Source organism: Pseudonocardia sp. NPDC049635, assembly GCF_040659795.1.
Classification (GTDB): Bacteria; Actinomycetota; Actinomycetes; order Mycobacteriales; family Pseudonocardiaceae; genus Pseudonocardia.
In genome coordinates, this window is record NZ_JBFAON010000043.1 from 1 (window position 1) to 20,941 (window position 20,941).

Annotated in this window: 26 protein-coding genes and 1 tRNA gene; 14 read left to right on the forward strand and 13 right to left on the reverse strand. The window is 74.3% G+C overall.

All coding sequences use genetic code 11. From position 1 onward, the window contains the following. A partial coding sequence (locus AB0J24_RS28095; protein WP_358686836.1) for a hypothetical protein occupies nt 1-315 on the forward strand: 315 nt, incomplete at its 5' end. Between the two features lie 15 nt (nt 316-330). Here the strand turns inward: AB0J24_RS28095 and AB0J24_RS28100 are convergent. Beyond that, nucleotides 331-795 carry a thioesterase family protein gene (locus AB0J24_RS28100; protein ID WP_358686837.1) on the reverse strand — a complete coding sequence of 155 codons (465 nt, stop codon included), beginning with the start codon at nt 793-795 and terminating at the stop codon, nt 331-333. Nucleotides 796-1,032: 237 nt separating this feature from the next. Here AB0J24_RS28100 and AB0J24_RS28105 point away from each other — a divergent pair, with 237 nt between their 5' ends. Then, the gene (locus AB0J24_RS28105; RefSeq protein WP_358686839.1) at nt 1,033-1,425 is read left to right on the forward strand and encodes an STAS domain-containing protein; all 393 of its coding nucleotides are present in this window, start codon (nt 1,033-1,035) and stop codon (nt 1,423-1,425) included. Between the two features lie 95 nt (nt 1,426-1,520). Next, a complete protein-coding gene (locus tag AB0J24_RS28110) occupies nt 1,521-2,738 on the forward strand; it encodes an amidase family protein (RefSeq protein ID WP_358686841.1) in 1,218 nt (405 codons plus the stop codon). Between the two features lie 6 nt (nt 2,739-2,744). Here the strand turns inward: AB0J24_RS28110 and AB0J24_RS28115 are convergent, their stop codons facing one another. Beyond that, nucleotides 2,745-3,797, reverse strand: coding sequence for a PLP-dependent cysteine synthase family protein (locus AB0J24_RS28115; protein WP_358686883.1), 1,053 nt, complete (start codon nt 3,795-3,797; stop codon nt 2,745-2,747). A 242-nt stretch (nt 3,798-4,039) separates the two neighbouring features. Here AB0J24_RS28115 and AB0J24_RS28120 point away from each other — a divergent pair, with 242 nt between their 5' ends. The 3 genes from AB0J24_RS28120 (at nt 4,040) to AB0J24_RS28130 (ending at nt 6,830) form a co-directional block, all read left to right on the forward strand. Beyond that, nucleotides 4,040-5,434, forward strand: coding sequence for an ATP synthase F0 subunit B (locus tag AB0J24_RS28120; RefSeq protein ID WP_358686843.1), 1,395 nt, complete (start codon nt 4,040-4,042; stop codon nt 5,432-5,434). Nucleotides 5,435-5,827: 393 nt separating this feature from the next. Continuing rightward, the gene (locus AB0J24_RS28125) at nt 5,828-6,274 is read left to right on the forward strand and encodes an STAS domain-containing protein (RefSeq protein ID WP_358686844.1); all 447 of its coding nucleotides are present in this window, start codon (nt 5,828-5,830) and stop codon (nt 6,272-6,274) included. A 241-nt stretch (nt 6,275-6,515) separates the two neighbouring features. Next, complete coding sequence (locus AB0J24_RS28130) at nt 6,516-6,830, forward strand: WhiB family transcriptional regulator (protein ID WP_358686845.1); 315 nt, start codon at nt 6,516-6,518, stop codon at nt 6,828-6,830. A gap of 205 nt (nt 6,831-7,035) precedes the next feature. On the opposite strand, the gene AB0J24_RS28135 is transcribed toward AB0J24_RS28130, so the two are convergent. Together AB0J24_RS28135 and AB0J24_RS28140 are read right to left on the reverse strand one after the other, a co-directional pair. Further along, the gene (locus AB0J24_RS28135) at nt 7,036-7,602 is read right to left on the reverse strand and encodes a hypothetical protein (protein WP_358686846.1); all 567 of its coding nucleotides are present in this window, start codon (nt 7,600-7,602) and stop codon (nt 7,036-7,038) included. A gap of 275 nt (nt 7,603-7,877) precedes the next feature. After that, nucleotides 7,878-10,175 (reverse strand): SpoIIE family protein phosphatase, encoded by a 2,298-nt coding sequence (locus AB0J24_RS28140; protein WP_358686847.1) that lies wholly within the window; start codon nt 10,173-10,175, stop codon nt 7,878-7,880. 162 nt (nt 10,176-10,337) lie between these two features. Here AB0J24_RS28140 and AB0J24_RS28145 point away from each other — a divergent pair, with 162 nt between their 5' ends. The 4 genes from AB0J24_RS28145 (at nt 10,338) to AB0J24_RS28160 (ending at nt 13,339) form a co-directional block, all read left to right on the forward strand. Further along, nucleotides 10,338-10,757, forward strand: coding sequence for an STAS domain-containing protein (locus tag AB0J24_RS28145; RefSeq protein ID WP_358686848.1), 420 nt, complete (start codon nt 10,338-10,340; stop codon nt 10,755-10,757). A gap of 91 nt (nt 10,758-10,848) precedes the next feature. After that, nucleotides 10,849-11,280 (forward strand): ATP-binding protein, encoded by a 432-nt coding sequence (locus AB0J24_RS28150; protein ID WP_358686850.1) that lies wholly within the window; start codon nt 10,849-10,851, stop codon nt 11,278-11,280. A 53-nt stretch (nt 11,281-11,333) separates the two neighbouring features. Beyond that, complete coding sequence (locus AB0J24_RS28155; RefSeq protein ID WP_358686885.1) at nt 11,334-12,053, forward strand: RNA polymerase sigma factor SigF; 720 nt, start codon at nt 11,334-11,336, stop codon at nt 12,051-12,053. 89 nt (nt 12,054-12,142) lie between these two features. After that, on the forward strand, nt 12,143-13,339 hold the full coding sequence (locus AB0J24_RS28160) for an FAD-dependent oxidoreductase (protein WP_358686851.1): 1,197 nt from the start codon (nt 12,143-12,145) through the stop codon (nt 13,337-13,339). A gap of 16 nt (nt 13,340-13,355) precedes the next feature. Here the strand turns inward: AB0J24_RS28160 and AB0J24_RS28165 are convergent, their stop codons facing one another. Further along, nucleotides 13,356-13,577: a DUF3618 domain-containing protein gene (locus AB0J24_RS28165; RefSeq protein WP_358686853.1), complete on the reverse strand. Its 222-nt coding sequence runs from the start codon at nt 13,575-13,577 to the stop codon at nt 13,356-13,358. A gap of 254 nt (nt 13,578-13,831) precedes the next feature. On the opposite strand from AB0J24_RS28165, the gene bcp reads away from it, so the two are divergent. The 3 genes from bcp to AB0J24_RS28180 all read left to right on the forward strand — a co-directional run bounded on the left by bcp (nt 13,832) and on the right by AB0J24_RS28180 (nt 15,058). Further along, entirely contained in the window at nt 13,832-14,299 is a 468-nt protein-coding gene (gene bcp / locus AB0J24_RS28170; protein WP_358686855.1) for a thioredoxin-dependent thiol peroxidase, read from the forward strand. 90 nt (nt 14,300-14,389) lie between these two features. Beyond that, nucleotides 14,390-14,995, forward strand: coding sequence for a hypothetical protein (locus tag AB0J24_RS28175; RefSeq protein ID WP_358686857.1), 606 nt, complete (start codon nt 14,390-14,392; stop codon nt 14,993-14,995). Continuing rightward, nucleotides 14,986-15,058 (forward strand) — tRNA-Leu (locus AB0J24_RS28180). Before AB0J24_RS28175 ends, AB0J24_RS28180 begins: the two co-directional genes overlap by 10 nt. 24 nt (nt 15,059-15,082) lie before the next feature. Here the strand turns inward: AB0J24_RS28180 and AB0J24_RS28185 are convergent. Next, nucleotides 15,083-15,748 carry a TVP38/TMEM64 family protein gene (locus AB0J24_RS28185; protein ID WP_358686858.1) on the reverse strand — a complete coding sequence of 222 codons (666 nt, stop codon included), beginning with the start codon at nt 15,746-15,748 and terminating at the stop codon, nt 15,083-15,085. 92 nt (nt 15,749-15,840) lie between these two features. On the opposite strand from AB0J24_RS28185, the gene AB0J24_RS28190 reads away from it, so the two are divergent. After that, entirely contained in the window at nt 15,841-16,245 is a 405-nt protein-coding gene (locus AB0J24_RS28190) for a carboxymuconolactone decarboxylase family protein (protein ID WP_358686860.1), read from the forward strand. 40 nt (nt 16,246-16,285) lie between these two features. On the opposite strand, the gene AB0J24_RS28195 is transcribed toward AB0J24_RS28190, so the two are convergent. From AB0J24_RS28195 to AB0J24_RS28225, 7 genes are read right to left on the reverse strand one after another with little or no spacing between them, the layout of a single operon-like run. Beyond that, complete coding sequence (locus tag AB0J24_RS28195; protein WP_358686862.1) at nt 16,286-16,996, reverse strand: non-canonical purine NTP pyrophosphatase; 711 nt, start codon at nt 16,994-16,996, stop codon at nt 16,286-16,288. Beyond that, on the reverse strand, nt 16,993-17,796 hold the full coding sequence (gene rph / locus AB0J24_RS28200) for a ribonuclease PH (RefSeq protein WP_358686863.1): 804 nt from the start codon (nt 17,794-17,796) through the stop codon (nt 16,993-16,995). Before rph ends, AB0J24_RS28195 begins: the two co-directional genes overlap by 4 nt. A 22-nt stretch (nt 17,797-17,818) precedes the next feature. Further along, complete coding sequence (locus AB0J24_RS28205) at nt 17,819-18,604, reverse strand: MBL fold metallo-hydrolase (protein WP_358686865.1); 786 nt, start codon at nt 18,602-18,604, stop codon at nt 17,819-17,821. 8 nt (nt 18,605-18,612) lie between these two features. Next, entirely contained in the window at nt 18,613-19,023 is a 411-nt protein-coding gene (locus AB0J24_RS28210) for a hypothetical protein (RefSeq protein WP_358686866.1), read from the reverse strand. After that, entirely contained in the window at nt 19,016-19,459 is a 444-nt protein-coding gene (locus AB0J24_RS28215; RefSeq protein WP_358686868.1) for a hypothetical protein, read from the reverse strand. The genes AB0J24_RS28210 and AB0J24_RS28215 overlap by 8 nt, the downstream gene beginning before the upstream one ends. Then, nucleotides 19,456-20,328 carry a glutamate racemase gene (gene murI / locus AB0J24_RS28220; RefSeq protein ID WP_358686870.1) on the reverse strand — a complete coding sequence of 291 codons (873 nt, stop codon included), beginning with the start codon at nt 20,326-20,328 and terminating at the stop codon, nt 19,456-19,458. The genes AB0J24_RS28215 and murI overlap by 4 nt, the downstream gene beginning before the upstream one ends. Further along, nucleotides 20,325-20,939 carry a rhomboid family intramembrane serine protease gene (locus tag AB0J24_RS28225; RefSeq protein ID WP_358686871.1) on the reverse strand — a complete coding sequence of 205 codons (615 nt, stop codon included), beginning with the start codon at nt 20,937-20,939 and terminating at the stop codon, nt 20,325-20,327. The genes murI and AB0J24_RS28225 overlap by 4 nt, the downstream gene beginning before the upstream one ends. Nucleotides 20,940-20,941 lie beyond the last annotated feature (2 nt).

The following is a 20,941-nucleotide window of genomic DNA, read 5'->3' on the forward strand; positions in this document are numbered from 1 at the left end:
GCCGTCGGACTCGGCAGCTTCCTGACCAAGGTCGCGCTGTCCCCGCAGGGCCGCGCGGTGGCCCTGCGCCGGCTACCCGCGGCACTGGCCCGGCTCCGGCACATCTCCGCCCGCGAAGCAGGCGCCGGCGACGCCATCCCCGACGATGCCGACCAGACCCGCACCCGGGGGCTGCTCATCGGCCCCCGCGCCTACCTGCGGTCGCGCCGGGCCGTGCGCCGGGCCGGCGGCGCGGTGCCGCCGCTGATCAGGGAGGCCCCGGCCGTGGTGGTCCCGGGGCACACGGCCGAGCGCACCCCGGTCCTCCCGGCCTGAGCGCCGGCCCGGCGATCAGCCGGGTGCCGGCCCCAGCAGAGCGCCGTCGGTCGCGGCCGCGCGCAGACGGGTGTACGGATCGGCGACCAGCCTCCTGGTGCCGAGATCGAGCACGCCCATCGTGCACTGCGCCTCGGCCGCGAGATCGTCCACCGGGTTTCCGGCGGCGTCGGCGATCCGCCGGATCCGGTGACTCATCGTGAACGGCTTCCGGCGGGTGAAGGTGATCTCCGAGTCGACCTCCAGGGTCTCCCCCGCCCTGAGCTCGGCCCGGAAGTGAACGGTCGTCGACAACAGCACGACGGTCAGCCCGTGCCCGGCCAGTGCGTGCTCGGACAGGCCGCTCGCGCGGAAGTGCTCCATCCGGGCGTGCTCGGCGTACTGGTGGTACACAGCGTGGTTGACGTGCCCGTTCACGTCCATCTCGTAGCTCCGCACGCCGATCCGCACGACGAACCGGGCGGGCTGGTCTGCGCTCATGGACACCACCCTGGCATCCCGCCCGGCAGCCGGTGGAACCTCACTCGTCCGGGCGCGCGGAACGTTTGTGCCACCCGTGACCGCGGCCGTAGGGTGAAAGGCCGTCCTGGCTACAGTGGGACCTGAATTGCACGAACGGCACGTCAAGCAACGGCGGCCGGTTGTCACCCACGGTGAGGCCCCGCCGTGCGCGGGCCGCCCACCGACGGCAACGACTGTCGAGGGAGCACGAGGCACATGAGCAGTGAGACGCCCACCGGGGTGGGGGACGACCAGGGCCCCGACGTCGGCGAGGTCGTCCGCTTCGAGGTGGTCGAGCACGCGGGCGGCGCGGTCGTCGTCCACGTGCACGGCGAGATCGACACGATGACCGCACCCGTACTCACCGAGCGCCTGGCCGACCAGATCCCGTCCGCGAGCCTGCTCGTGGTCGACCTGTCCCGGGTCACGTTCCTGGGCTCCGCGGGGCTGGCCGCCCTCGTCGAGGCCAAGGAGAAGGCCGAGGGCGCCGACAGCCGGCTACGGCTCGTGTGCGGTTCGCACGCCGTGACCCGTGCGCTGGAGGCGACCAGCCTGCTGTCGCTGTTCGACGTCGCCGACGGGGTCCCGGAGGCGCTCCGGACGGCGTGACCTCACCCCCGTCGGGCGCGCGGGCTCGTGCGACGAGCTCGCCCCGCACCCAGCTCCCCCGTACGGCCCCGACGCGGCCCGATCCGCTCCGGGACGTGGCCGACGACGTCCGGGCCGGTCGCCGGAGCGCCGCGGCCGTCGCCGACGCGCTGCTCGACGCGGTCGGCGCCGCCCCCGGGCTGTCGCAGCTCACCGACGGCACAGCGCCGCCGCAGCTCGCCGACACAGCGCCACCGCAGCTCACCGGCACAGCGGCGCCGCTGCTCATGGTCGACGCCGAACCGCTCCGTGCGGCGGCCGCCGCCGTGGACCGCCGGGCCGACCGGTTCGCGCTGCCGCTCGCCGGCGTCACGGTGGCCGTCGAGGACGGCATCTCGGTGGCCGGCCGCGGTGACGAGCCGGTCCGCCGGTTGCGCGCCGCGGGTGCACTGGTCGCCGGCCGGGCCCGGACCGCGGCGTTCGCGATCGGGCCGGACGGCTCCCCCGGCGGTCGGGCGACGGCTGCCGCGGTCGCCGCCGGTCTGGTCCCGCTCGGGATCGGCATCGACGGCGACGGCGCGCTGCGGGCCGCCGCGGCCGCGCACGGCCTGACCGCGCTCAAGCCGGGCCGCCGGGTGCTCCCGCTGCCGCCCGGTGAGGAACGCCGCTGGTCGGGGCTCGCCGAGACCACGCTCGTCGCCGCCGACCCGCTGGACGTGCTCGCCGCGCTGGACGCGATCACCACCGGCGTCCACCACGGTCACGACCCGGATCCCGGCCCGCCGGCCGGCTCGTTGGCCTGCTCGTTGCGCACCGGGCGGGCCCGGTTCGCCGGCCCGGCCGCCACGGCCGGTGTGCAGGAGGCGATCCGGTTGCTCGACGCCGCCGGGATCGGGCTGGTCGCCGCCGATCCGCCGTACCGGGCGGTGCTGCCCGTGCACGGGGCCCGGCGCAGGCAGGCCGGGCTCGCCCGGCGGGTGGAGGACCTGCAGCTCGATCCGGCGCAGTTGCCGCGGGCGGCGCGCAGCGCGGTGCGCCGGGGCCGCCGGGTGCGCCGGCTCGGCGGTCTGCGCCCCGCCACCCCCGCCTCGTGGCGGCAGCGCATGGTCGGCTGGCTCGACGACGCCGGCGCCGAGGCCGGGCTGCTGTCCGCGCCCGCCGGTCCGGTGGCCGCCGGATCGACCGGGTTCGCGGCCTGGAACCTCGCCGGTCTGCCGTCCCTGGTCACACCGGTGCTGGGTGGGGCAGGCCGCCGCACGTGCGTGCAGCTGGTCGGCCGTCCCGGGTCCGAGCGGCGGCTGCTCGCCACCGCGGCACTGCTGTACCGGCGGTAGCTCCGGTCAGGCCGGTTGCGCGGGCGGCTCCCAGCGGCCGGTCGCCATGAACTGCTGCAGGGTCGCCGTGTACGGCGCGAGGTCGAGACCTTCGGCGGCGACCCAGTCGTCGTCGTAGTAGCTGTGCCGGTAGCGCTCGCCGCCGTCGCAGATCAGGGTCACGACGCTGCCCTGCCGTCCCTCCCGCAGCATCTCGGCGACCAGCTGGTACACGCCCCACAGGTTGGTGCCGGTCGAGCCGCCGGCCCAGCGACCGGTGCGCTCCCGCAGGTGCCGGGCCGCGGCGACGCTGGCCGCGTCCGGTACCGGGAACATCCGGTCGATCACCGACGGCACGAAGCTCGGCTCCATCCGGGGCCGCCCGATCCCCTCGATCCGCGACGGCAGGCCGGTCGCGTAGTCGGGCACGCCGAGCGCCCAGCCGTTCAGGAACGCCGAGTTCTCCGGGTCGACGACGGCGAGTCGGGTCGGCAGCCGCCGGTAGCGCAGGTAGCGGCCGATCGTCGCCGACGTCCCACCGGTCCCGGCGCCGACGACGATCCACTCCGGCACCGGGTGCCGCTCCTCGGCGAGCTGGTGCAGCATCGACTCGGCGATGTTGTTGTTCCCGCGCCAGTCGGTGGCCCGCTCGGCGTAGGTGAACTGGTCGAGGTAGTGCCCGCCGGACTCGGCGGCCAGCCGCTCCGCCTCCTCGTACACCTGCACGCCGTTCTCGACGAAGTGGCATCGCCCGCCCTCGCGTTCGATCAGCGCGACCTTCTCCGGGCTGGTCGAGCGGGGCATCACCGCGACGAAGGGCAGCCCGAGTAGCCGGGCGAAGTAGGCCTCGGACACGGCGGTGGACCCGGAGCTGGCCTCGACCACGGTGGTGCCCTCGGTGATCCACCCCGAGGCGAGACCGAACAGGAACAGCGACCGGGCCAGCCGGTGCTTGAGGCTGCCGGTGGGGTGCACCGACTCGTCCTTCAGGTAGACCTGCACACCCCACTCGGCGGGCAGGTCCAGCACGTGCAGGTGGGTGTCGGCGGACCGGTTCGCATCGGCCTGGACCCGGCGCATCGCCTCGTCCACCCAGGCGCGGGTACGGGCACACGATCGGTCGAGGGGCTGCACCGGCCCGAGCCTAGGCGACCTCGACGGTCGGCCCGATCGTCACCCGATCCGGCGGAGGGTCCTCCGGGCACCCGTGGACCCTGCGGCGCAGGGCCACCCACCGTCGGCCGCCGGTCCGGCCCCGTCCGCCGAACGGGGGCTGTGCGGCAACGCTCCGGGCACCGAGACTGACGCACCGTGAGGACAGCGTGAGCAAGGTACGCGGTGAGCGGCGCCGGGGCGACACGGCGGACCGGTGGAGCGAGCTCCTCGGGCGCAGGCGTTCCGGAACCGCGTCGGGAAGGACCAGCGGCGACGTGGACGGTGACGTGACCCCGGAGCTGAACCCGGGCCGGGCTGGCGGTGGGAGCACCGACTCCGACGACGTGCGCGACGACGAGCGGACCCGCACCACCACCGGCGACGACGCCGCGGGTGCCCCACCGCACCGCGAGGGCAGCGCCGACGCCCCGCTGACCGACTCCGCACCGCCCGTCGAGGAGCTGGTGGCGCGGCTCGCCGCCGCCGAGGGCGCGTTGGCCGAGGCGGAGGCCGGCAGGGCCGAAGCCGTCCGGCGGGCCGAGGCGCTCGCGGCCGAGCTGGAGCGGGTCCGCTCCACGCCGCAGGAGACGTTCGGCATGCGCGCCGACAAGGTGCTCAGGATGGCCCAGCACGAGGCCGCGCAGCGCCGCCGGGACGCCGAGGTCGAGGCAGAGACGCTGCGTGAGCACGCGCGCGCCGAAGCCTCGAGGATCACCGACGAGGCCCGTGCCGAGGCCGTGCGGATCACCTCCGACGCCCGGGCCGAGGTCGACCGGGCCCTGGCCGCGGAGGTGAGGGCGCGCCGCGACAGCGAGCTCGTCGCGGACACCGCCGCGTCGATGCACGCCCACGTGAACGGCCTGCGCAGCAGCGTGCGTGCGGAGCTGGCCAGGGTGCACGCGCTGCTCGGCGCCGAGATCGGCCGGCTGGACGGGCCGCCCCCGCTCCCCGGGGACCGGCCCGTGCGTGTGCCCGACCCGGAGCGGGCCGGTTCTGCGTCGTCGGACACCGGGCCGGTTCCGGTGGTGCCGGGCGCCACCCCGCCGCGGCCCCGCCCGGCACCCGCGCACGCCCTGCGCGCTCCGGCGACCGCGGGTGCGGAGCCGGCCACCGGCGCGGGCGCCGCATCAGCCACCGGTGCGGGCGCCGCATCAGCCACCGGTGCGGGCGCCGAACCAGCCGCGCGCACGGGCACCGAACCAGCCGGCCTCGCGGGCGCCCGATCAGCCGGGCGCGAGGGCGCCCCATCAACCGGCCTCGCGGGCGCCGAACCAGCCGGCGTCGCGGGCGCGGGACCGGCGGGGGCCGCGAGCGCTGCTGCCGACGGAGTCGCACGCGCCGCATCGGCAACCGGTTCGAGCGCCGGACCAGCGGGGATCGCGGAGGCCGGATCGGCCACCCGCACGGGTGCCGGACCGGCCGCTGTCAGCGGGTCGGACACCGGCGCGCTTCCCGCGGTCTCGCTGCCCGAGCAGCGGGCCCCCGGGGCCGGGCCGGAGCAGGTGGGCGCGTCCGAGAGCCGCGCCGACGCCCCGGCGGGCGGCGGCCAGCCCGGTCAGTGATGTCCGGTCAGTGATGTCCGGGCAGTGATGTCCGGTCAGTGGTCCCCGGTCAGCGATCCGGACCGTGATGTCCGAGCGGCGATCTCCGGTCAGCGAGCCGGGCCGTGGTCTCGGCAGGGTGATCTCCGCTGCTACCTGCCTGCCACCGGGAGGGCTTCGACCCGGCCGGCGCAGCCGACGCGGCCACGGGCGGCACGGGTGCGCCGACGGACGATCGCGGTCGGACGTCCGGCCCCGTCCTGATCTGCGGCCGTCCCCGGTCGTCAGGTGCCCGGCCGCAGCTGTGCACCGGCAACGGTCGGTATCCGGCTGCGCCGATCGTTGCGCAGCGTGGCGCGAACGGCCCCGCGCTCCGAGTGGCGTAGCCGCGCGGGGGTGCCTACCGTCGTGCCAATGACCGATCCCCGCCGCCCAGGCTCCGGCGACGCCGACGGCGCGCCCGGTGGGACGACCCGCATCGACGCGACAGCACCGGGCGACGGTCAGGACGACGTCGAGCCGGTGGACAGCCTGCGGATCGAGACCGAGACGCCGTCCGAGCGGGTCGTCGTGGTCTCGGTGTTCGGTGAGCTCGACATGCTGACGGCGCCGGATCTGCGGGTCGCGGTCGCCGACCGGATTCCGTCGGTGGAGCTCGTCGTGCTGGATCTCGACGGCGTCCGGTTCCTCGGTACCAGCGGGCTGGCCGCCCTGATCGAGCTCCGCGAGCAGGCCCACCGGGCCGGAGTGGAGTTGCGGATCGCCTGCACCGAACGACGCGTCCTTCGACCGATCGGAATCGCCGGGCTGCACCACCTGTTCGACATCCACGACGACGTGCGCGCCGCCCTGCACTCCTAGGGCATGTGAGACACATCACATATTATGACGGACCGGGGCTCGCCCTCGTGGCGTCGACCGGGATCTCCCGCGTGAACAGGGCCGATGGTCCCGAACCGGACGGCGGCACGCGGATCGAACCGAGAGGGGATACCCCCTCATGAACCAGGGTCCTCGCGCGGCCACGTTTGCCGCGGGTCGTGCCCGGGAACCGGCCCTCAGACAGAGCCCGCTCCCGGGTGCCGATCGACGAGGTGAGCACGTGAGCGACATTTCCCGGCTTCCCGGTCCGATGGACGACGAATGGCAGTGGCAGCGGCTCGGTGCGTGCCGCGGGATGGACAGTGCGGTCTTCTTCCATCCCGACGGGGAGCGCAACCCGTCCCGGTCCCGGCGCACCGAGCAGGCCAAGCAGGTCTGTCGCAGCTGCCCGGTCATCCAGGAGTGCCGCCGCTTCGCGCTGGCCAGCCGCGAGCCCTTCGGTGTGTGGGGCGGGCTCGGGGAGTCCGAGCGGCGTGCGGTGCTCGAACGTCGCGACAGCGCCCGCACATCCGGCATGGTCGCCGCGGCGGGCTGAGCCCGCACGGCACCGCCCGCTCGGTCACCGGAGCAACAGCGCCGCGCCCGCGGGCTCGGCCACCGGGTCTCCCGGGCGACGGGTAATCGGTCGCGGGGATGCTCGACCGCCGAGCAGACCGGCCGCTCGGCCACCGGGCCGTCACCCGGGCGACGGGCACTCAGCCCCGGACACTCCGGTGCCGGGTCGCTCGGACACCGGCCACTCAAGCACCGGGCCGCTCGGCCGCACACGTCCCCGCCGCGACCGTGGCGTCGTCCTGGCCTGAACCGGACCAGCCCAGCGGGCGGTAGGGCAGCACCGGTAGCCCGTACACGCGCGCCACCCGGCGGACGGCGCGCCGGACCACCTCGATCTCCGGGTCGGCCACCACACCGGTCGGGGCAGGCGCCACGCAGAACGTGTCGTCGCCGGGATCGAACCCGACCAGCTCGGACAACGCAGCCACGAGATCTTCCTCGTCACCGTCCTGCAGGGTCCAGCGCAGCCCGAGCCGGTGCAGCCGCACCGTCCCCGACGGGACCCGGGTGACCGGCATGGTGATCGGCTCCGGCTCCTCCACGGTGTCGTCGCCGGGGTAGTCCTCGGCGTCGGCCGGTTCGACCAGCCGCCGGCCGCCGGCCGGATCGGTACGCACCACCAGCAGATCGGTCTCTCCGGCGCTGCCGGACAGCTCGGCCAGGGTGCCGCCGGCGCGGGCGGACTCGGCCTCCGTGAGCGCCACCGCGACCAGTCTGCGCGGCCGGGCCACGTCCTGCCCCACGACGATCACGCGCCTTCCGGATCCGCCCGCTGCTCCCGTGCCGGACACTAGACCCCGGACCGGGCTCCGGGACGCCCCGGCCACACCCCCGGCCGGACGAGTGGACGCGCGGGCGCCGCGAGCGGATCGGTGACTACGGCGACCACCGCGCACCCCGGTGCGTGAGGCAGTCACGAAGTGGCCCGGACGATCACCGGTCACGATCGACGGCCGGACGGTCGAACGGCCTCACACGTCCGGCGGGCGGTCGCCTGCGCTCCGTGAGCGCCGGTCGGCCGTCCGGGTCATCCGCGGTCGTCGTCGAGCCGGATCGCCAGCAGCGCGATGTCGTCGTCCAGCCGGCCGGACCGGCACGTCTCCAGCACCCGATCCACCACGGCATCCGGCGTCGCATCCGGTTCGATCTCCGCCACGGTGCGTTCCAGAAGCTCGGCCCGTTCGTCGGGATCCTCACCGACGACGTCGGTCAGACCGTCGGTGTAGAAGACGAGCAGCGAGCCGGCGGCGCAGGTCAGCGTGGCCTCGTCCCGGCGCGCCCCGGTGGCCCGACCGAACTCGGGCAGCGCGCCCAGCATCGGTGAGTGGTGGGCGTCCAGCCGGACGAGCGCCCCGCCCGGCTCGCGCAGCAGCGGAGCGGGGTGCCCGGCGTTGGCGTAGGTGAGTTCCCGGGAGCCGTCCGGGCCCGCCGGGCCCAGCCGCGCGTACACCGCGGTCGCCATCGCGGCGATGTCGAGCCCCTGCACCAGCTGGTCGCAGCGGTCCAGCACCGACCCCGGCCGGTCACCACCCCAGGCGTAGGACCGCAGCACACCACGCAGCTGACCCATCGCCGCCGCGGCGGCGAGGTCGTGCCCGACGACGTCGCCGACCGCGGCGCCGACCGAACCGTCCGGCAGCGGCAGCACGTCGTACCAGTCACCACCGACCTGGTTGCCGTCGGCGCCGACCAGGTACCGCGCGGCGACGTGCATGCCGGGCACCTCCGGCAGCGCGGGCAGCAGGCTGTGCTGCAACGTCGCCGCAGCGGCCCGCTCCACCTCGTAGAGCCGGGCGTTGTCCACCGCCAGCCCGGCCCGACCGGCCAGATCGGACGCCAGGTGCAGGTCACGGTGGGTGTAGCGGCGGCCGTAGGGGAACTGGGTGTGGAAGGTGACCAGCCCCAGCACCCGCCCGCGGCCCAGCATCGGCACGACCATCGCGCTGCGCAACCGCAGCCGCTCGTACTCGTCCGCGGCGAACGGATCGTCGGGGTGCGCGTCACGGCCCTTCTCGGGCAGCTCCCCGACCAGGTGCGGGCGGCCCGCCCGGATCGCGGCGGCGGCCGGCTCCTCCAGCCGGGAGGTGCGCAGCGGTCCGGTCCGGGTCAGGAGCTCCTCGTCCGCGGTGTCCCGGGCGGCGACGCCGAGACGCCGGCGGCTCTCACCGTCGGGCGCGTCGAGCAGGTCCACCGTGCACAGATCGGCGAGCTCGGGCACCACGATCCGGGCGAACCGGGTGCAGACGTCGGCGACGCCGAACGCGGAGGTCATCTGCGTGGTCGCCTCGGCGAGCAGACGCAGCTGGGCCCGCGCCTGCTCGGCCTCGGCCAGCGCCGCCCGGCGCTCCTGCTCGACGATGACGCGCTCGGTGACGTCGCTCTGCACCCCGACGAAGTTGACGAGCCTGCCCTCGCCGTCGAGCACCGGGGACACCGAGATCTGGTTCCAGAAGGCCGTCCCGTCGCGGCGGTAGTTCAGCAGCACCTCGGTGATCGGGCGCTGCTCACGCAACGCACGCGCGATCCTGGCGACGGCGTCGCGGTCGGTGTTCGGCCCCTGCAGGAACCGGCAGTTGCGCCCGACGACCTCGTCGAGCGGGTAACCGGTCAACCGCTCGAACGACGGGTTGACCCAGGCCAGCGGGTCGTCCTCGCGCTGCGGGTCGGAGATCGTGAACGACATCTCGGTGGCCAGCACGGCGCGGTCGCGCAGGAACTCCATACGGTCCCGATCCCGGTCCCTACCCCCGGACCCGGCCAGCGGAAGCAGGACGACCAACGCCCGCGAGTTCCCGCCGTCGTAGGTGTCGGTGGCCCCGACCGCCGGATCGGCCAGCGCGAACCCGGTCATCCAGACCAGGGTGGTCTCGGCGGTCTCACCGCTGCCGCCGTCCACCGGGACACCCTCGCGATCGGGCACCAGCCCGGGACCGTGCAACGCCACCGGTTCCCCCGGCACCTGCTCCCCCGCCGCGATCCGGTCCAGCGGGGACTCCCCCGGCGGGTGATCCCGCCCGTCCGGGTCGGTCAACCGCACGGCGGCGGCCCACTCCCCGACGCCGACCGGCAGCGCCGTCGTCTCCCCGGGCAGCTCCAGCGCGGTGGTGTTGGCGTAGACGATGCGCCGCGCCGTGATGTCGATCATCAGGACGGCGACCGTGGCACCGCCGCGAACGTGCGGCATCGAGGGTGCGGGCGGCTGCTCGCCGAGCAGTCCGCTCGACAGCGCGACCGCCTGGTCGACGGCCCGGTCGACGGCGTCCTCGGGCGGGGGGCCGGAAGGCCGGCCATCGGCGTCCGGACCGGGGGTGTGGTGCCGGGTCACCTCGCCGAGCCTAGAGCCAGGCGCCCGCCGTGGCCCCCCGGGACCGGCCGGTATCGTCGGGTCACCGCCCTGCGGGGTCGGTGACGACCATGTCCGCAAGGCCCCGTCGAGCAGCCGGCGGGGACGCCCCGAGCAGTCGACGCCACACGCGACCGACTGGAGGTGATCCCCCTGCCCGGATCGATCTCGGCGCAGCCGCCCGGAGACGAGGAACGGTCGGCCGACCGGCACGGAGTTCTTCCCTGCGGCCTCGACCTGTCGTTCTCCTCGCCACGCACCGGCCTCACCGTGCTGAGCGTCTCCGGTGAGATCGACACGCTCACCGCACCGCATCTCAGCAGCGCACTCGACGACCTCATGCGCCACGCCGACCGGCACATCGCGATCGATCTCGACGGGGTCACCTTCCTCGCCTCCAGCGGCCTCGGGGTGCTCATCAACACCGCCCGGCAGGCCGCCCGCGAGGAGCGCAGACTGTTCGTGGTGGCGACCAGCCGGGCGGTGCTCCGCCCGCTCGAGGTCACCGGCTCGGCCCAGCTGTTCACGGTCGTCCCGGACCGATCCGGGATCCCCGTGCCGTGACACCCGTGCCGGGGCCTGCGCACGGCGCCGCGACACGCCATCATCCACACCACCGTGCACCGAAACCAAGCCGATGAAAGGACGTCCCAGCGTGGCCCAGGAGGAATCCACGAGCGTTCCCGCCGACCAGGGCACCGCGTCGACGGTCGAGATCCGGACGGCCGCCCGGCCCGCACTGATCCCGACGGTGCGCGCGGTCGCATCCGACCTCGCGGCCCGAGCCGACTTCGATCTCGACGCCATCTCCGACCTCCGCATGGCGGTGGACGAGGCCTGCGCGACGCTGGTCGGACTCGCCGCACCGGGCTCGCCGCTGCGGTGCACGTTCGACGTGCACGGCGAGCGGATCGACGTCGCGGCCCAGGTGCTCACCCGCGGCGCCACCGAGCTCCCCACCGACAGCTTCGGCTGGCGGGTGCTCCAGACGCTGGCCGACCAGGTCGCGGTCGAGACCGGCGCGGAGGACGGTGGCCGCCCGGCCCTCACGATCCGGTTGCACAAACTCGCCGGGCCCGGGCAGTGACGGCCGACCCCGAGTACGCGCACCTCACCCCGATCCTCGAGCAGTACTCCGCGATGGACGCCGACGACCCACGTCGTGAGCGGCTGCGGGACCAGCTGGTCACCGGTTACCTGCCGGTCGCCCAGCACATCGCGCGCCGGTTCAATCACCGTGGCGAGCCGCTCGACGACCTGGTCCAGGTCGCGACCGTCGGTCTGATCAACGCGATCGACCGGTTCGATCCCGGCAAGGGTGGAGAGTTCTTCTCCTTCGCCGTCCCCACCATCTCCGGTGAGGTCCGCAGACACTTCCGCGACCAGAGCTGGTCGATGCGGGTGCCGCGCCGGCTCAAGGACATGCACGTCTCGATCAACGCCGCGGTCTCCGAGCTGTCCCAGCGGCTCGGCCGGGCGCCGAAGCCTTCCGAGCTGGCCCAGCACCTCGATCTCCCGGTGAACGAGGTGCTGGAGGGGTTGGAGGCCGCCGAGGCGTACCGCAGCTCCTCGCTCGACGAGATGCTGTCCTCCGAGGACGGCAGCGCCACCGTCGGTGAGCTGGTCGGCGACGCGGACGCCGAACTGGACCGGGTGGACTACCGCGAGTCGCTGCGCCCCCTGCTCGCCGAGCTGGCACCGCGCGAACGCACCATCGTGATGCTGCGGTTCTTCGGGAACCGGACCCAGACCCAGATCGCCGACGAGGTCGGGATCTCCCAGATGCACGTGTCCCGGTTGCTCTCGCAGACCCTGGACCGGCTCCGTAGCCGGCTCGACCCGGACGACCGCCGGCTGTGACCGATGCCCCCGCACGAGCCGTGCGGGGAGCGGCGAGGATCATCCGGAGCGGCCGGCAGCGGAGCCGGCTCCGAGCGGGAGGGGGCTCTGTGAGCGGAGCGGAACACGTACTGGTCGTCGGGGCGGGCCTGGCCGGCCTGCGCACCGTGGAGGGGTTGCGCCGGTCCGGCTTCGACGGCCGGATCAGCCTGGTCGGCGCCGAGGAGCACCTCCCGTACGACCGTCCGCCGCTGTCCAAGCAGTACCTGGCCGGTGAGTGGGAGCGGTCGAAACTCGACCTGATCGCGGCCGAGGGCCTCGCCGAGCTGGGTGTACGGACCCATCTGGGGCGGCGCGCCGTCGCACTGCGCCCCGGTGAGGTCGAGCTCGACGACGGCAGCACCCTGCACGCCGACGCGATCGTGCTCGCGGTGGGTGTCGCGCCGCGCACGCTCGACGATCAGCCCCGGTCCGCGCACGTCCTGCGCAGTGTCGAGGAGTCCGATGCGCTGCGTACAGCGCTGGCGAACTCGTCGTCGCTGCTGGTGGTCGGAGCCGGCTTCATCGGCGCCGAGGTCGCGAGCACCGCCCTGGACCGGGGGCTCGCGGTGACCGTGCTGGAGGCCGGCCCGGTCCCGATGGCCAGGGTGCTGGGTCCCGATGTGGGCGCGCTCGCCGCCCGGCTCGCCGCCGAGGCCGGTGCCGACCTGCGCTGCGGGGTGGCCGTGTCCGCGCTGACCGACGCCGGCGCGAGCCTGTCCGACGGTTCCGTGCTGAACGCCGACACGGTCGTCGTGGGGATCGGCGGGCGGCTCGACCTGGGCTGGCTCGAACCCGCCGGGCCCGACCTCGCCGGCGGGATCCCGTGTGACGAGCACGGCCGGGTCGAGGGGCTGCCGGGGGTCTGGGCCGTCGGCGACGCGGCCGCCTGGGTCGATCCCCGGTTCGGCGACCGTGTCCGGCACGAGCACTGGACCTCGGCCGTCGACCAGGCCGCGGTCGTCGCCCGGGACATCGCCGGGGCCGAGCCGCCGCCGCCGACCGTGCCCTACTTCTGGTCGGACCAGTTCGGACTGAAGATCCAGCTGATCGGGCGACCGGACCTCGCCGACGGCATGCTGCCGCTGCACGGCGACGGCCTCGACGGCGGTGAGATCAAGGGCACCACGGTCGGATACCTGCGCGGGGAGGAGCTGGTCGCCGTCGTCGGGTTCGGGGCGGCCCGGCGGATCGCCCGCTACCGCAAGCCGCTCGCAGCGGGAGCCGACCGGGCCGCGACCCTGGAGTTCCGGGAGACCTTGACCTGATCCCGGCCTTCCCGGCTCAGCGGAAGATCGATCGGATCACGAGCAGCCCGACCACGGTGCCCACCGCGATCAGCGTGTACTTGATCTTCGGGTCGGCGAGCTTCTCGGCGATCTGCTCGCGGCCGCCCTCGATCAGGTTCTTCGGGTTCGCCCGGTCCGCCAGGGCGTCCAGGCTGTCGGCCAGCGCGTCCCGGGTCTTCTCGATCTCGCGCTGGATGTGCTCGGGGTCGCGGGCCACCACGTCTCCTCCGACTCGGCCGGTGCGCACTGCGCGCCCGGGACTCTCCTGTTGCTCGTCGCTCGTGCTCGTTGCCCACCGGAGCCCGATCACCGGGATCCACGCGGGCGGCGTGGCCCACACCGTAGCCACCGGGTCGCGCACCCGCGCGCGACGGGCCGTACCCGTCCACGGACGGAGCCCACCGGACGGGGTTGTCCACAGCCTGCGTATCCACCGTGGCGCGGGGTCGGCCGGGTGGCAGGCTGGGCGTCATGAGTACCCGGTTGCAGGCGGGCGACCCCGCCCCCGACTTCACCCTCGCCGACGCCGACGGCAAGCCCGTGTCGCTCTCCGACCACCGGGGCCGCAAGGTGATCGTCTACTTCTACCCCGCCGCGAGCACGCCGGGCTGCACGAAGCAGGCGTGCGACTTCCGCGACAACCTGGCCGAACTCGACGGGGCAGGGATCGACGTCATCGGCATCTCCCCCGACAAGCCGGAGAAGCTCGCGAAGTTCCGGGACGCGCAGGGACTGACGTTCCCGCTGCTGTCCGACCCGGACCGCACGGTCCTCACCGCGTGGGGCGCGTTCGGGGAGAAGACCATGTACGGCAAGACCGTGACCGGGGTGATCCGCTCGACCTTCCTGGTCGGCGAGGACGGCACGATCGAGGACGCGAAGTACAACGTCCGGGCGACCGGTCACGTCGCCAAGCTCCGCAAGGACTGGAAGGTCTGAGGTGCCCGCGGTCCGCCGGGCGGGCGGCGAGCACGGCGCTTCCTGATGCCGCGCGCCCGCCGGTGGACCGACGAGCAGCTCGTCGAGGCGGTGGCCGCCTCGACCCGGCTCAGCGAGGTGTGCCGGCGACTCGGCGTGCGGCCGGGCCGCTACGACTGGTTGCGGGAGCACATCGTGCGGGTCGGGGCCGATGCCGGGCACATCCCGGGCGCTGCATCGACGCGTCGCCGGCAGCACTGGACCGATGATCAGCTCGCTGAACTGGTCCGCAGCTCCGACACGTTCGCGGCGGTGCTGCGTGGGCTCGGCTACCGGCCCAGTGGCGGAACCCACCGGCTCGTCGTCGGGCACATCCGGCGGCTCGGGCTGGACACCACGCACTTCCGCGGCCGCAGCTGGGCCAGAGGCCGCACGGTGCGGACCCGGACGCCCCGCCCGCTCGAGGAGATCCTCGTCCGGGACTCGCCACATCGCAGCAGCGGTCATCTACGCCGGCGGCTGATCTCGGCCGGCATCAAACAGGCCCGCTGCGAGCAATGCGGGCTGACGGAGTGGCTCGGTCGGCCGCTGCCGCTGGCCCTGGATCACGTCAACGGCGACCACACTGACAACCGACTGGAGAACCTCCGTATTCTGTGCCCCAACTGCCACGCGCTCACCGATACCTGGTGCGCACGCAAGAGCAAGCCGGCGTAGCCCAACGGCAGAGGCACGGTCTTTAGGTGGCCGAGAGTGCGGGTTCGACTCCCGTCGCCGGCACCGTGGCCTGGTGGCCCGTGGCTCTCACGGCCCCGTCCCCTCGGGGATGGGCCGCCGGGCCGCCACGACCACCCCGGCCAGCCCCACCACCCCGCACAACGCCGAGACCAGCAGCAGCGAGGGCCGCACATGACCGGTGACCGCGTCGCCGAGCGCGACGATCGCGATCGTGCTGGGGGCGGAGCCGATGATCGTCCCGACCAGGTACGGCCAGAACCGCACCGCTGAGAGCCCGGACAGGTAGTTCATCACCGCGAACGGCACCATCGGGATGAGCCGCATCGACGTGACGGCCAGGGTGCCGTGGTGGTCCAGCCGCCGCCGGACCCACAGCGCGCGGGGGTGATCCGCCCAGCGCGTGATCAGCCCGCCGCCGGTGAACCGGACGATCGCGAACGCGACGACCGCGGTCAGCGTCGTCGCGACGATCGCGAGGGCGGTGCCCACGACCGCGCCGAACAGCACCCCGGCGGAGACGGTGAACACGGTGCGCGGGAACGGAGGCACGTTCAACAACACCTGGAGCAGCACGAACACCACCGGCCCCCAGGGGCCGGCCGCCTCGACCACCCGGCGCACCTCGCCGAACTGCGGCACCACGGGCACGCCGTAGGCCCGGGCGACGACCACCACGATGCTGACCACGAGGACCAGGCCGAGACAGCCGAGAAGGGGACGCCACCACCGCACGGGAGGAACGGTACCCAGGCCCCCGGCGCGACCGGCGTCACGCCTCGCGTCACGGGACGTACCGGTCGTCCCGGCCGTGAGAGGCTTCGGTCATGAGCACCGCGAACGACGGGATCGACCCCTCCGAGCTGGACCCCGACGGTCTCGCCGTGCGCCGCGAGGTGCTCGGTGCCGACTACGTCGCCGCGGCCCTGGCGAACACCGACGCGACGACCGCGCAGTTCCAGCAGCTGATCACCCGTTACGCGTGGAACGAGATCTGGACCCGGCCGGGCCTGGATCGCCGGATGCGCTCGGCGGTGACGCTGACCGCGCTGGTCGCACACGGGCACTGGGCGGAGCTGGAGATGCACCTGCGTGCGGCCCGCCGCAACGGGCTCACCGACGGTGAGATCGTCGAGATCCTGCTGCAGACTGCGATCTACTGCGGCGTCCCGGCCGCGAACTCGGCGTTCAAGGTCGCCCAGCGGGTGCTGGCGGAGCCGCCCCCGCAGTGAGCCGGCCGTCCCCGGGCCCGCGTGGCGGCCCGGGGGGCGTTCACAGTGCGGACCGCAGGTGCCCGGCCAGCGCCCGCAGGGCGATCCCGCGGTGCGACGCACGGTCCTTCTCCTCGGCGGACAGCTCCGCCGCGGACCGGGTCTCGCCCTCCGGGGCGAAGACCGGGTCGTAGCCGAACCCGTTCTCCCCGCGCGGTGCCCGCAGCAGGGTCCCCCGCCAGGTTCCGTGCACCACGATCCGGCCCGGCACACCGTCGCCGGTTCCCGCCGCGACAGCCTCCTGCGGCGAGGGGCCGTCGGCGCGCGGCGCCACCGCTCCCGGCTCCACCGCTCCCGGGGCCACCCGCCGAGCGCCCTGCGGGGTCACCAGGGCGGCGGCGCAGACGAACGCGGCGCCGCGGCGTTCGTCGGGCACGTCCTCGGTCTGACCGAGCAGCAGCCGCAGGTTGGCCTCGTCGTCCCCGTGCCTGCCGGCCCAGCGGGCGGAGAAGATGCCCGGCATGCCGTTCAGCGCGTCGACGGTGATCCCGGAGTCGTCGGCGATCGCCGGCAGCCCGGTGGCCAGCGCGGCATCCCGGGCCTTGGCGAGGGCGTTCTCCGCGAACGTCGCCCCGGTCTCGGGCGCCTCGGGGAACTCGTCGACGTCGGCGAGTCCGATGATCTCGATGCCGTCGAGCCCGGCCGCGTCGACGATCCGGCGCAGCTCGACGAGCTTCTTGGCGTTGCGGGTGGCGAGCAGGACCCGGGTCACTCGGCGCCGCCCCCGACCGGGTTCTCCGCCGCGGCGGCCGCCCGCTCGGCCGCCAGCTTCGGATGCGGCGCGGCGAGCACCTCGACCTGCAGCCGCGCGAGGAGCTCGATCCCGGCGAGCGCCGAGTCGAGCATCGCGTCGAGGGTCTTGCGGGCGAACGTGGCGCCCTCGCCGGTGCCCTGGACCTCGATCAGCGTCCCGGTCTCGGTGGCGACGACGTTGGTGTCGACCTCGGCCCGCGAGTCCTCGGAGTAGGGCAGGTCGAGCCGGACCCGGCCGTCGACCACACCGACCGACACGGCCGCGACCTGGCAGGAGATCGGCTTCGGGTCGGACAGCTTGCCGTGCTCGCCGAGCCAGGTGACGGCGTCGCAGAGCGCGACGTAGGCGCCGGTGATCGCGGCGGTGCGGGTGCCGCCGTCGGCCTGCAGCACGTCGCAGTCGATCGCGATGGTGTTCTCGCCGAGCGCACGCAGGTCGATGCAGGCACGCAGGGAGCGGCCGATCAGCCGGGAGATCTCGTGCGTGCGGCCGCCGACGCGGCCCTTCACCGACTCCCGCGACGAGCGGGTGTCGGTCGACGACGGCAGCATCGCGTACTCGGCGGTGACCCAGCCGAGACCCGATCCCTTCCGCCACCGCGGGACGCCCTCGGCCACGCTGGCCGCGCAGAGCACCTTCGTGTCGCCGAACTCCACCAGCACCGATCCGGCCGGATGCTTCTGGAAGCCCCGGGTGATCGTCACGGGGCGCAGCTCGTCGTCCGCCCGTCCGTCCGCCCTGCCCTCTACTCGTGTCACCCGCCCATCGTAGGAACCGGGTTCAGACCTCGAAGACCGCGTCCGGCGTGGCGACCTCGACCGGACCGTCGAAGGCGGCCTTCGCCTCGGTGGCGAGCTCGTCGCGGTCGTACCAGGCGGGCACGTGCGTGACGACCAGCCGGCGCGCTCCGGCCGCCGTGGCGTGCTCACCCGCCTCGCGCCCGGACAGGTGCACCCCGGTCGGGTTGTGGTCGCCGTGCGGCCAGCTGGCCTCGCAGAGCAGCAGGTCGGTGTCGCGGGCGGCCTCCACCAGCCCCGGGCAGGCGCCGGTGTCACCGGAGTAGGTGAGCACCCGCCCACCGTGCTCGACGCGCAACGCGAACGCCGGGCAGGGGTGCACGACGTCGAAGGCCCGCACCTGGATCTGGTCGGCACCGGTGCCGATCCTGCAGGTGCCGCCGGCGGCGAGATCGTGGAAGGTGAAGACGTCGGTGAGGTCGGTCTCGGCGAGCTCGGCGGCGGTCGGTGCGTAGGCACGCGCGAACCGGTCGTGCGCACCGGCGGGGGCGTGCACCGGCAGCCGTGCGACGCCGGGGTCGAACGGGGGCCGCGGGTGGTAGCGACGGTGCACGACCAGCGAGGCGAAGTCCGAGCAGTGGTCGGCGTGCAGGTGGCTGAAGACCACGCCGTCCAGCGACCACGGGTCGAGGTGGCGCTGCAGCGCGCCCAGGGTGCCGTTGCCGAGGTCGAGGACGATCCGGGTGCCGCCGGCCTCCACCAGGTAACCCGACGCCGGGGACTCGGGACCGGGGCCGCTGCCGGAGCACCCGAGCACGATCAGCCGCATGCGCGACCCTAACCCGCTCGCGCCGTGCGGCGCAGCCACCAGATCCCGGCGAAGGGCAGGACCAGCGGCACGAAGCCGTAGCCGATACCGAAGTACGACCAGACCGTCTCCTGGGGGAAGTCGCCCGGCACGAGCAGTGTGAACGCGCCGACGGTGAGCACCCCGGCCAGCTCGAAGACGACCGCGAACCAGGCCAGCCTGCGGAACCCGGGGCCGGTGCCGGTGAGCCCGATCGTCGCCAGGATGTAGACGACCCCGGCGACCGCGGACAGCGAGTACGCCAGCGGGGCCTCGTCGAAGCGTTCGGCGATCTGCACGCCGGCCCGGGCCGTCGCGGCGAGGGCGAAGATGCCGTAGACGGCGATCAGCAGCCGGCCGGGCCCGGTCGCCGTCGCACGTACCTCCCCGCGCTCAGCCAACCGGGCTCCAGAGTCCCTGCAGGCGAAGGACCACCACCAGGGTGCCGATCGCACCGGCGGCGATCACGGCGCCGCCCCAGCGACTCGGTCCGGCGTCCGCCCCGGCGGGAGCGGCGGACGCGGCCGGGGTGGTGCCGGGGTCGGTCACCGCTGCGGCGGTGGCGTCCGAGGCGGTCGCGAACTGGAGCGCGATCGGCAGCAGGCACACCGACACCAGCACGTAGATCAGGAAGGTGGTCTCCTCCGGCAACGTGACCCCGTTCACCAGGACCAGGTACACCGCGACCGCGGCCTGCACGACGACCAGCACCTCGCAGATGCCGACGGCGATCCGGTGCACCCGCCCGGGTGGCCGGTTCGCCACCGTGGTGACCAGGCCGAACAGCGCGGTGGCCGCCAGGGCCACCGTGATCACCAGTACCAGCGTGCCGATCACGGTGCGGACGTTACCCCTGCCGGGTCTCCCTGCCGCGCACCGGCTCGGCCGACCACCGTGCCGATCTCGGGGCCGAGGAAGCGGCGGCCGAGCCGCTGGAACGGCTCCGGGTCGCCGGTGGCGAGGAAGCGGTGCGGCGCCGGCGGTGCGGTGTCGTCGGCGCCGTCGCGCAGCAGCCCGCGGGCGTGCAGGGTGCGCACCAGGGTGCGGGCGGTCTCGTCGGCCGAGGACACCAGCGTCACGTCGGGGCCGAGCACGATCTCCAGCACCCCGGACAGCAGCGGGTAGTGCGTGCAACCGAGCACCACGGTGTCCACCCCGGCGCGTTGCAGCGGCTCCAGATAGCCCTCGGCGACGCCGAGCACCTGCCGGCCGCTGGTCGTCCCGCGCTCGACGAAGTCGACGAACCGCGGGCAGGCCACCGAGGTGACCTCGATGTCCGGGGCGGCGTCGAACGCGTCCGGATAGGCACCGGAGGCGATCGTCGCCCGTGTCCCGATGACGCCGACGCGGCCGTTGCGGGTGGCCGCGACCGCCCGCCGGACGGCCGGGCGCAGCACCTCGACGACCGGCACCGGGTAGCGCTCGCGGAAGTCCGCCAGGCAGGCCGCCGACGCGGTGTTGCAGGCGATGACCAGCGCCTTCACCCCGGACTCGACGAGCTCGTCACCGATCGCGAGCGCGTGCCGCCGGACCTGCGCGATCGACTTGGGCCCGTACGGGCTGTGCGCGGTGTCCCCCACGTAGACGAGTTGCTCGGCGGGCAGCAGGTCGATCACCGAGCGGGCCACGGTGAGCCCGCCGACGCCGGAGTCGAAGATCCCGATCGGTGCGTCGAGGTCCTGGCCGGAGTCCCGGGTGCTGCTCACGGCCTCAGGGTAGGGGCGGAGCGCCGGTCGGCCTTCGCCACCCAGGACGCCGCGACCACCCCGCCGATCGCCCCGAACAGGTGCCCCTGCCAGGACACCGACGGATCGGACGGCAGCACTCCCCACAGCAGCGAGCCCCAGAACAGGAACAGCACCACGGCGAGCAGCACCTGGCGGCCGTTGCGCGCGTAGAAGCCGCGGGCGAGCAGGAACAGGAACCAGCCGAACACGATGCCGGACGCGCCGATCACCGGGGCCGGCGACACCAGCCAGACGCCGAAGCCGCTGATCGCCCAGATGGTGGCGGTGACCGAGAACCACTGGGCGAGCCCGCCGGACATTGCGAGGAACCCGAAGACCAGGAACGGCAGGGTGTTGGCGATCAGGTGCGCCCAGTCGTCGTGCAGCAGCGGGGCGGTGAGGATCCCGGCGAGGCCGGAGGTGTCGCGCGGGTAGATCGCGCCCGCCCTCTGCACCGTCTGCCCGGACGCGACGTCGATGGCCTCGAACAGGTACAGCGCCGCGGTGAACAGCAGCATGACGGCCGCGGCCCGTTTCGGCGCGGGCGGGAGCACCCGGGCGGGCGCCCGGCCGGACGGGAGTGCGGTCATGG